This window comes from Lamprocystis purpurea DSM 4197 (assembly GCF_000379525.1).
GTDB lineage: Bacteria > Pseudomonadota > Gammaproteobacteria > Chromatiales > Chromatiaceae > Thiodictyon > Thiodictyon purpureum.
The window spans coordinates 23,723-33,830 of the sequence record NZ_KB902534.1; the positions used below are offsets into that span (position 1 = coordinate 23,723).

The 10,108-nt window shown below is 60.9% G+C and carries 12 protein-coding genes; 10 read left to right on the plus strand and 2 right to left on the minus strand.

Annotated features, from left to right (window positions below; all coding sequences use genetic code 11):
- The first annotated feature begins 111 nt into the window (after positions 1 to 111).
- From A39O_RS0125405 to A39O_RS0125440, 8 genes are all read left to right on the plus strand, one after another.
- Positions 112 to 495 (plus strand): NifB/NifX family molybdenum-iron cluster-binding protein, encoded by a 384-nt coding sequence (locus tag A39O_RS0125405; RefSeq protein WP_020507474.1) that lies wholly within the window; start codon positions 112 to 114, stop codon positions 493 to 495.
- 227 nt (positions 496 to 722) lie between these two features.
- A complete protein-coding gene (locus A39O_RS0125410; protein WP_020507475.1) occupies positions 723 to 2,339 on the plus strand; it encodes a cytochrome ubiquinol oxidase subunit I in 1,617 nt (538 codons plus the stop codon).
- Between the two features lie 12 nt (positions 2,340 to 2,351).
- On the plus strand, positions 2,352 to 3,494 hold the full coding sequence (cydB, locus tag A39O_RS0125415) for a cytochrome d ubiquinol oxidase subunit II (RefSeq protein WP_020507476.1): 1,143 nt from the start codon (positions 2,352 to 2,354) through the stop codon (positions 3,492 to 3,494).
- A gap of 22 nt (positions 3,495 to 3,516) precedes the next feature.
- Positions 3,517 to 3,639 carry a cytochrome bd-I oxidase subunit CydX gene (gene cydX / locus A39O_RS39285; RefSeq protein WP_020507477.1) on the plus strand — a complete coding sequence of 41 codons (123 nt, stop codon included), beginning with the start codon at positions 3,517 to 3,519 and terminating at the stop codon, positions 3,637 to 3,639.
- 449 nt (positions 3,640 to 4,088) lie between these two features.
- Positions 4,089 to 4,622 carry a CIA30 family protein gene (locus tag A39O_RS0125425; RefSeq protein ID WP_020507478.1) on the plus strand — a complete coding sequence of 178 codons (534 nt, stop codon included), beginning with the start codon at positions 4,089 to 4,091 and terminating at the stop codon, positions 4,620 to 4,622.
- A gap of 218 nt (positions 4,623 to 4,840) precedes the next feature.
- The gene (locus tag A39O_RS0125430; protein ID WP_020507479.1) at positions 4,841 to 5,512 is read left to right on the plus strand and encodes an MlaC/ttg2D family ABC transporter substrate-binding protein; all 672 of its coding nucleotides are present in this window, start codon (positions 4,841 to 4,843) and stop codon (positions 5,510 to 5,512) included.
- A gap of 16 nt (positions 5,513 to 5,528) precedes the next feature.
- Positions 5,529 to 6,071 (plus strand): retropepsin-like aspartic protease family protein, encoded by a 543-nt coding sequence (locus tag A39O_RS0125435; RefSeq protein WP_020507480.1) that lies wholly within the window; start codon positions 5,529 to 5,531, stop codon positions 6,069 to 6,071.
- 2 nt (positions 6,072 to 6,073) lie between these two features.
- Entirely contained in the window at positions 6,074 to 7,204 is a 1,131-nt protein-coding gene (locus A39O_RS0125440; protein ID WP_245561978.1) for a phosphotransferase enzyme family protein, read from the plus strand.
- 168 nt (positions 7,205 to 7,372) lie between these two features.
- On the opposite strand, the gene A39O_RS41240 is transcribed toward A39O_RS0125440, so the two are convergent.
- On the minus strand, positions 7,373 to 7,573 hold the full coding sequence (locus A39O_RS41240; RefSeq protein ID WP_157640408.1) for a hypothetical protein: 201 nt from the start codon (positions 7,571 to 7,573) through the stop codon (positions 7,373 to 7,375).
- Positions 7,560 to 7,895 (minus strand): PIN domain-containing protein, encoded by a 336-nt coding sequence (locus A39O_RS41245; RefSeq protein WP_211211718.1) that lies wholly within the window; start codon positions 7,893 to 7,895, stop codon positions 7,560 to 7,562. Before A39O_RS41245 ends, A39O_RS41240 begins: the two co-directional genes overlap by 14 nt.
- 129 nt (positions 7,896 to 8,024) lie before the next feature.
- On the opposite strand from A39O_RS41245, the gene A39O_RS41250 reads away from it, so the two are divergent.
- Both A39O_RS41250 and A39O_RS0125450 read left to right on the plus strand, forming a co-directional pair.
- On the plus strand, positions 8,025 to 8,252 hold the full coding sequence (locus A39O_RS41250) for a hypothetical protein (RefSeq protein WP_157640409.1): 228 nt from the start codon (positions 8,025 to 8,027) through the stop codon (positions 8,250 to 8,252).
- Between the two features lie 713 nt (positions 8,253 to 8,965).
- Complete coding sequence (locus tag A39O_RS0125450) at positions 8,966 to 9,709, plus strand: class I SAM-dependent methyltransferase (protein WP_020507483.1); 744 nt, start codon at positions 8,966 to 8,968, stop codon at positions 9,707 to 9,709.
- Positions 9,710 to 10,108 lie beyond the last annotated feature (399 nt).

Sequence of the window (10,108 nt, forward strand, 5' to 3'; positions counted from 1 at the left end):
ACGAATCCGGGGCTTCGGGGCACTACGATAAACTCGATTACGACAACGACAACGACAACGACGTAAGAACCAAATCCTCAAGCCATGAATCAACCCCGCCGGAGCGACTCCATGCGTATCGCCGTGACCAGCCAGAATTTCAAGACCATCACCGGCCACGCCGGCAAGGCGCGCCGCTTCCTGATCTACGAGACGGACGCTGGGCCTGACCCCGTGGAACTGGAGCGGCTCGATCTGCCGAAAGACATGTCCGTCCACGCGTACCACGGCGAGGATCACCCGCTGTTTCAGTTGGGGCTCGCGGCGCTGGTAACCCAGGGGGCAGGGCAAGGCTTCGTGCAGCGGATGGGCCGCCATGGCATTACCGTTCATGCGACCAGTGAGTCCGACCCGCTGCCGGCGGTCGCGCGGGTCGCGGCCGGTGTGCCGCTCGCCGCGGCCTTACCCCACGACCATGATCATGGTCCGGAACTCGTTCAAATCCAGGAGCCCTGATCCAGCGGCACTGCTGCGCCCGTCGATTGCTGCTGGCGCGCGCATCAGCCTAGCTTATCAGGGTATCAGCGTAATCGCCATGTCGACTTTCCTTGTTTAAGGGTAGGCTGGGGAACATCATCGCGCGACGCTAGCCCGGCCATCCGTGGAGCCCGGCGTACGCGGGGACCTGCCGGCGCCACCGCCGGTTTCGCTGACCATTGGCCTCGACCCTCGGGACATCCGCCATGCTCGACAGCACCATGATCGAACTCTCGCGCTGGCAGTTCGCCGCCACCGCGATGTACCACTTTCTGTTTGTGCCCCTGACCCTGGGTCTCGCCTGGATCCTGGTGATCATGGAGACGGTCTACGTCATGACCGGGCGCGAGATCTACCGGGACATGACCAAGTTCTGGGGCAAGCTGTTCGGCATCAACTTCGCGTTGGGTGTTACCACCGGGCTGACCATGGAGTTCCAGTTCGGCACGAACTGGGCCTACTACAGCCACTATGTCGGCGATGTCTTCGGGGCGCCGCTGGCCATCGAAGGACTGATGGCCTTCTTCCTGGAGTCGACCTTCATCGGCTTGTTCTTCCTCGGCTGGGAGCGGCTCAGCAAGCTCCAGCATCTCACGGTGACCTTCCTTACCGCGCTGGCCTCTAACCTCTCGGCGCTGTGGATCCTGATCGCCAACGGCTGGATGCAGAACCCGGTGGGTTCCGAGTTCAGCTACGAGACCATGCGCATGGAGATGACCAGCTTCACCGAACTGCTGCTGAACCCGGTGGCACAGGTCAAGTTCGTCCATACGGTGGCGGCCGGCTATGTCACCGCCTCCATGTTCGTGCTCGGCATCAGTGCCTGGTATATGCTCAAGGGCCGCGACCTGGCCTTCGCCAAGCGGTCCTTCTCGGTCGCCGTCGGCTTCGGGCTGGCGTCCATCCTCTCGGTCATTTTGCTGGGAGACGAGTCCGGCTACGAGGTGGGTGATGTCCAGCGGGTCAAGCTCGCCGCCATTGAGGCGGAATGGGAGACCGAACCGGCACCGGCCGCCTTCACCGCGTACGGCTTCCCGAGCAACGCCGATGAAGAAACCCACGATGCGGTCAAGATTCCCTATCTGCTGGGGCTGATCGCCACCCGGTCGCTGGACACGCAAGTCGTTGGCCTGAAGGATCTGATGCGCGAGCACGAGGTGCGTATCCGCAGCGGCATGATCGCCTATGAATATCTCCAGCGGCTGCGCAATGGCGAGGATACCCCCGGCAACCGGGCCAGCTTCGAGGACCACAAGGCGGATCTGGGCTACGGCCTGCTGCTCAAGCGTTACACCGAGAACCCCGCCACCGCCACCGAGGAGCAGATCAAGCAGGCGGCCAAGGACTCGATCCCGGAGGTCGCGCCCGTGTTCTGGGCCTTCCGCGTGATGGTGGGGGCGGGGGTCTGGATGTTACTGCTGATCGTCCTGGGCTTCTATTTCAACGCCCGTCGGGTGATTCAGGATCGCCGCTTCCTGCTCTGGCTGTTCGTCTTGAGCATCCCGGTGCCCTGGCTCGCGGCCGAGACCGGCTGGTTCGTCGCCGAGTTCGGCCGTCAGCCCTGGGCGATCGGTGAGGTGCTGCCGACCGGTATCGCCGCCTCCAGCCTGACCGCGACCGACCTGCGGATCAGCCTGACCGGCTTCATCGTCTTCTACAGCATCCTGTTCCTCATCGAAATGTTCTTGATGTTCAAGTTCGGGCGCATGGGACCGAGTTCCCTGCACACCGGTAAGTACCATCACGAGTGCCGCCAGGAATCGCCGGCGGCCCATGGCGGCGGCGCCACCCCGGCCACCGCACCGCACGACCAAGCGCAGTAGAGGACAACTATCATGATCCTTGACTACGAAACGTTGAAGTTCGTCTGGTGGATACTGGTGGGCGTACTGCTCATCGGGTTCGCCGTGACCGATGGGATGGACATGGGGGTCGGCACCTTGCTGCCCTTCCTGGGTAAGAATGACCTGGAGCGGCGGGTCATCATCAACACCGTGGGGCCGCACTGGGACGGCAATCAGGTGTGGCTGATCACCGCCGGCGGGGCGATCTTCGCCGCCTGGCCGCTGGTCTATGCCAGCGCCTTCTCCGGGTTCTATTTCGCCATGCTGCTGGCGCTGTTCGCCTTGTTTTTCCGGCCGGTCGGCTTCGACTACCGCAGCAAGATCGAGAATCCGACCTGGCGCAGCGCCTGGGACTGGGGGCTCTTCGTGGGTGGGGCCGTGCCCGCCCTGGTGTTCGGTATCGCCTTCGGCAATTTGATTCAGGGCGTACCTTTTCATCTGGATGAGTTCCTGCGGCCCTGGTACACCGGCAGTTTCTTTGGTCTGCTGAATCCCTTCGCCCTGCTCGCTGGGGTGATCAGCCTGGGGATGTTGACCATGCACGGGGCGATCTGGCTGCAACTGCGCACCGAGGAGCCGATCGTCGGTCGGGCCAAGGTCTGGGCCAAGAAGACCGGGATCCTGACGATCGCCGCTTTTGCCTTAGCCGGCGTCTGGCTCAGTCTGGGGATCGACGGTTTCCGGGTGGTCTCGATGCCGGAACTCGGCGCGACCCCGAATCCGCTGACCAAGGAAGTCGTTCAGGAGTCCGGGGCCTGGCTCGCCAACTACCAGCAGTATCCCTGGACCCTGGTGTTTCCGCTCCTGGGATTCGCCGGACTGGGCGGGGCCGTCCTGCTGTCGATGAAAGATCGTCCCGGTCTGGGGCTCGTGGTCAGCAGCCTGGGTTTGACCGGGGTTATCATGACCGCGGGGGCGACCATGTTCCCCTTCATCATGCCCTCCAGTACCAACCCGAACTCCAGTCTGATCGCCTGGGACGCCGTGTCCAGTCATTTGACGCTGACGGTGATGTTCTGGGCGGCGATGATCTTCGTGCCGCTGATCCTCATGTATACCACCTGGACCTACACCAAAATGTGGCGGCGGGTGACGGTGGCCGAGATCAAAGCACAAGACCACCTGGCCTACTGAAGAATCGACCGGAGAAACATCCATGTGGTACTTCGCCTGGCTGCTGGGCGTCCTGTTGGCTTTGGCCTTCGGCGTCATCAATGTGATGTGGTATGAGTCCGAGCAGTGTCTCGGGCCCGCGGATGACGACCGGCCGATGGCTTAGGCATCGTTCCGGCCGAAGGCTGGGCGCCCCGCACTGGAGGTTGAGGCTTACCGTGAAAGTCGCGCAGCGACCCTGTGGGAGCGGCGTCCCGCCGCGATGGGGCCGGGCACGCAGCCGCAGCGTCGAGGTCACCGCGGCACCGCATCGCGGCGGGACGCCGCTCCCACGGGGACTTTCATCTTCCGGGGCGGTTCCTTCCATGGCCGTTAGCCGGACGAGGGCGGCCTAGACGCGGGATCGACCGGCTATAAGGCCTCGACCTCCGGTTTTCTTGCGGCTGGAGCGATGATCTGGGCGGGCAACGGTGTAGGTGATTCCCGCAACACCGGATACTACCCCGGATGTAGGTGCGACTTCAGTCGCACCTACACTTATCGGTAACCAAATTTTCGATAATCGCCTAAGGGTATTCTTCAACGGATTTATCATTTGCGAGCGAACCCATCCTAATGGTCACTACTGACCCCGAGCGCACGGACGCCGGACTGATCGACGACTTTCGTGGCGCGGGAAACCTCTCCCGACTCGGTACACCCTGGCGATTGATCACCGATCAGGTGATGAGCGGTGTGTCGCGGGGCCAGTTGGTCCGCGCGCCGCGTGACGGCCGGTCAGCCATCGGGCTGACCGGTGAACTGAGCCTGGAAAACAACGGCGGCTTTGTGCAGGCGAATCTGGCACTGGCACCAGCGGGCCTGTTCGACGCGAGCGCGTACAGCGGTGTGCGGATACTGGTGCAGGGCGATGATCAAACCTACGGTCTGCACCTCAAGTCAGCGGACACCGACCTTCCCTGGCAGTCGTATCGGGCGGGGTTTTCCGCGCCGCCCGCCTGGCAGGAACTGCGGTTTCCCTTCACCGCGTTCGTCCCCTACCGGGTGGCCGCGCCGCTCGCGCGGTCCCGCCTGCTGCGTCTCGGCGTCGTTGCCATCGGCCGGGTCACGCGTTTCGAACTCTGGATCGCGGAGATCGGTTTCTACTAAACCGCGCCCAGCGCTGTATGCGATGTTTTTGGATGGGATAGGTCCCGGCAGACTTGACGATTGTTGGAGCTGGCGCGGTTTAATCCGATCGGTTCTTGGCGCGGCTGTTGCCTGACGCCGGATCGGGGCGATTCAGGATTGCAATTTGCGTGCGTCATTGGCACCCTCCCCACGCATCCCTGAGTTCAACCCGCAACATCAGAAAATTGAGGACTCCTATGAAGCGTCGTTACCGGCTCTCGCCCGTCCTTCTGCTTGGTCTGGCCGGCAGCCTGGCCGCACAGGTCCCCGGCGTCGCCCCGCCCGCGGCTCCGGCCTCCTGGTCGGTTCCTGGGACTCAGCAGTCGGCACCCGGTCAGGTCCCCCCGACCGAACGCGTCAGGGGCCCGCTCATGCAGGCGACCCTCACGCTCAAGGAGGGGATCGACAAGCTGCGTGCCTTCCTGGGTCAGCCGGATCTGCCGAACAAACTTCAGGTCGCCGCCTTTCTCGATCGGGAGATCGCGCCTTATTTCGATTTCGACTACATGGCAAAGTGGGCTGCCGGCCCCGGCTACGCACAGTTGAGCGAACAGGAGCGTAAGGCCCTGGCCGGTCGCATCGAGTCCAGTTTCCTGACCGCCCTGGGCGGTCAACTGGCCGGCTATCAGGGGCAGCAGGTGCGGATGCTGCGTCCGCGTCTGAGTGCCCGCGGCGCGGTGAGCGTGAACGTCGGGATCATGCGTCCGGGCACCTATCCATCGCGGTTGGAGTTTCGCATGTACCAATCCGGTCAGGCGGGTCAGGCCTGGAAGGTCTATGACGTGATCGCCAACGGGCGTAGCGTCTCGTCTTATTACCGTGGGCAGTTTCAGCGAGGGGCCGAACAAGGTCAGGCGGCGAGTCGCTGAGTCGGCCTTCAGCCGCATGAAAGACCCGATCCCGACCAGCGACGACAGCCCCTCCCGGCTGGGTCGCGCCATGCTGTTCGCGGCCTGGGTCCTGGGTCTGGCGCTCCTGGTTCTGTTCTTCAACGGCGTCATCGAGCGTCAGCGCAACCCCAATCCCGATCCGGTTGCCGGTACGACGCAGACCGGTGTGCCCCAGGTCGTGCTGCGCCGCAACCGGGCCGGTCATTACGTGGCCGGCGGACGGATCAATGGCAAGCCCGTCGTGTTCCTGGTGGATACCGGTGCCACCGACGTAGCCCTGCCGCTGTCGCTGGCCCGCCGTTTGGGTCTGGCGCTGCGCCCCGGCGGTATCAGCCAGACCGCCAACGGGACCGTCGAGACCTGGAGTACGCGTCTGGCGACCGTCGACCTTGGGGGCCTGGTGGCCCGTAACGTGCGAGCCAGCGTGCTGCCCAACATGCATGGTGATGAGGTCCTGCTGGGGATGAGTTATCTCAAACAACTGGAACTGATCCAGCGCGGGGAGACCCTGACCCTGCGGCCTCATTCGGCTCCATGACCATGGCCATCACGGACGACATCAATGCGGTCCCTGTTCCGGACTCACCCGCCCGGCCGGATCTCAGCGGAATCGTCGCGGGCTTCACCGTCGGCGCTGCGGTCGGTTCGATCCTGCCCCTGGGTAAAGGGCTGATCAACGACACCTTCGCGGTGACGACCGACAGCGGCCGCTACGTGCTCCAGCGCGTCAACCAGCGGGTCTTTCCGCGCGCCGAGCGGATCATGGCCAATCTGTCCGTACTCGCCGCTCATGCCGCGGGCACGGATGGACTGCGGGTGCCGGCCCTGATCCCCGCCGCCGACGGCCGACCCTACCTGCGCACAGCCGGCGGCGATCTCTGGCGGCTGATGGAACTGATTGCGGACGCGGTCACCCTGGAGCGGATCGGCACCGCGGCGCAGGCCGCGCAGGTCGGCCGCGCCCTGGGGCGCTTTCATCGTTTGACCCAGGATTTGGCCACGGACCGCCTGGAGTTCACGCTGCCCGGTTTTCACCAGACGCCTGACTATATGTTCCGCCACGTGGCCCTGCGCGGGCAGGCCACCTGGGCCGCCGACGACGCTTCGGTGCGCGCCTGCACCGCCTTCATCGACACCCACGCCGCCTTGGCCTGGGTGCTGGAGGACGCCCTGGCCGCCGGCCGCATCCCCTTGCGGGTCACCCATGGCGATCCGAAGATCGACAACATCCTGTTCCACCGGGTGGACGGTCGGGCGCTGGCGCTGATCGACCTGGATACGGTCCAGCCCGGTCTGATCCAGCATGATCTTGGCGACTGTCTGCGCTCCTGCTGCAACCGCGGCGGCGAGTCCGGCCCGTCCGGTGCCACCGGCGCGGTGCGTTTCGATCTGGACATCTGCGAGCAGATCCTCGGTGCCTATTTCGCGGAGACACGCGGATTTCTCACCGCCGCCGACCTGGCGCTCTGTTACGACAGCATCCGCCTCATGCCATTCGAACTGGGCCTGCGCTTTCTCAACGATCACCTGGAACGCGACCGCTATTTTCGAGTCGCCTATCCGGGTCAGAACCTGCGTAAGGCCACAATTCAGTTTGCGCTGGTCGCGTCCATCGAGGCTCAGGAGGCCGAAATCCGGGCGATCATCGCTCGGGGTGTCGCGGGCGAGTGATCTGGGCTCCAGCGCGGCTGGTTCCCGGCGTTGCTATTGCCTGCCGAAAATGCTGTTGTTGCCGCGATTGAACGACTATAGATAAATGTTGGTGTCGTTCGGGTATTGCTCTTCATACGAAACCCATTTGCGCTCGCCCTTGGGTCGTTCGTTAGGCAAATCTTGGGTTCATAATTGAGCCTGGCCGGTGTTGTCACCCGATGCCAAATGCTCAGCCTGACGTTGCTGAACCTGACGCGCACGCAGCCGCTCTGTTTTTTTTCTCCAGAATTCCACCTCTTGCTCGTGGGACATATTAGCGGTTTGCGCGGCAACCATCTCTGCGCCTTGGCGTTTCCATTGAATACACTTTGGTTCAGGGCGGGTCATAGCTGATTACCTCCGATGGCGAGTGAATATTGATGGTGCGATATCCGTGCAGTACATTCACGGCATTGTATTTAGGAATCTTTTGGAAATGCACAATGTGCTTGAAGTTCCAGCTCACGATAATCTCGCACTGCGCGATGGTAGCGAGCGCTACGTGCGTGGCATCATCTTTGGATTTAGGTGTGACGATGCCTGCGCTAAGGTAAGCGTCTCTTAGATCTAGAACCTCTGGACTAATTTCCGCAAGCTCAGATGAAGAAAGGAACTGCATGAAATGAGATCTTACGCATGCGGGTGCAGATTCGATCTCTTCTTCAACCAAGGCCGAGACAGCAAGGCTAAACTTACCAACCAGGACTTCATCGAAGAACTATCGACTGTCCCGCGCGAATTCTTCGTCGAAGACTCCTCCGAACACAGAGGTATCAGCATAAACCTTCATGGATTTTGTATGGTTGAAGCGAGCGGTAACCAATTATATTTGTTTTATCTTCTTTCGATACTGACTACTAATGCTAAAAGCAGCGCAGCAACGAACATTATAAAGATTGCGGCAATAATTGCGGATAAAGAAGCGGCGACAGAGAAGCCAAAAGCTGTGAGCACTAAGGCTTCAAGGGCAAAGGCACAAAAAAATTATCTGTGGCTCACCGCCTATGATTCCCCCGGCGAGCATTAATACGAGAATTCCATATAGCAAGTAGATCCAACCAGTTGATGTCAGAACGCCAAGGAACTCCTTCCATCCGATCACATGGACTTGTTCATTGTGATCAACTAATGGCCCTCTAAAAAAATCAAAGCTGTCGCCTAAGCGTTTAGACAGCAAGCGGACAAACACCCAAAAATCCTACCCAGCACTCGTAGCGCAGAACTTCGCGCTGCTGATTCCGACTCCGGCAGGCGGTGTCAAGCGTCTCCCGGGACCACGTGGTCGGAACGTCAGGAACCAAGACCTAAAACAGACGCTATGAAAGTCAACACGACACGTCGAAAACAAACCTTCGTTAGTATAGACTCAAAGCGATCGTCAAACCGTGATCTGGGTCATGTCTTAGTGATCTTGCCGAGTCCGTCGCGGATCGACCGATCGCTCATCTGCGGGCCGATGATCTGGCTAGCGGTTTGTTGAGATTGCAGCGTAAAGTATTGATATTTCACGATAAAATTGCGCACTCAGAAGGCGACGAAACATCTGTGTATCCACCTGTTATCAGTGTTAGTCCGGCAGGCTGCCAGGTCCGGTTATCGCGTTCGCTGCCGATCTAGCCGGAGTGTCCGCCAATAAACGCAAATTTTTTGCGTTTTTTTGCATCCATTTGCGGAAATCAATCCCGTTTTAGTCGATCCTGTACCAGGGTACCAACACCAGACCGCAATCGGAGGCCCCGCGTGCAGACCACCACCACCCCGCCCAGGCTCCTGGCTGACCAGCAGACCGAGGCGTTTGACGTCGAGTATGTGATTCCGCAACTCTGGGCGCTGATCGAGCCCCATCTGGAGCCGCGCTTGGCGCGGCCGTCGCGCTTTCTGGATGTCGGCGGCGGCAACGGCATCTTTACCGATCGGGTGCTCGATGCCTACCCACAGGCGGAAGGGGTCATCGTGGAGCCCTCCCAGACGCTGCGCGAGCGTAATCTGCCGCGTCCGTCCAAGACGCTGGTGAGCGGTACCTTTCAGGGTGCCGCGTTCGATCCGCGGCACCGGTTCGACGTCATCTTCTTCAACTGGGTCCTGCACCATTTTGTGGCAGACACCTATCGGCAGACCCAGGCGCTGCAACTGCAGGGACTCATCGATGCACGCAACCTGCTGGCACCGGACGGGATTCTGGTGATCTTCGAGAACTATTATCCCGGCCTGCTGATCGACGATCTGCCGTCGCGCCTGATCTACACGCTGACCGCGAGCCGCTTGCTCAAGGCTTTCACCCAGCGCCTAGGCGCCAATACCGCCGGGGTCGGCGTGTGTTTTCATTCGCTGCACGCTTGGTTGAGCAAGGTCAGTCAAGCCGGGCTGACGGTGGAGGCCACCCATCCGGGGTATCGCTACGGCACCCTGTCGCCGACCAAGCGGTTGATGCTCCACATGCGCAACGCGGAGGTCGGGGCCATCATTGCCAGGGCGGATGCTTGAAAATGGGCGGGAACAGCAGTTCCAAATTTTGGCGGCGTCGCGCGACCCTTGGTGGATGCGGCGCGCGCGCCCGCTGTGCCGGGTCCCAGACACCGAGCGGCGCGCCTTATCCACCCGGCTCATGAGGCCAAGTGTGTGAGCCTTTATTAATTTAGAATGATAGACGATAATGAAATACCGCACAGCACATAATTATCTTTTTGGACTGATATGCTCATTTTTTCCGTCATCGAGTTAATGGACGAACAGAAATGCTATGATTTCTTGGTTAATATACTTCATCCGACTGGTCTAGGGTGCCCTGTTTGTCAATGCCCAGTTGAAGATTCGAAAATTCACAGAAGAGATCGCGCGCCAGTTCTATACTACAAATGTGCTAACGGACATATTTATAACGCA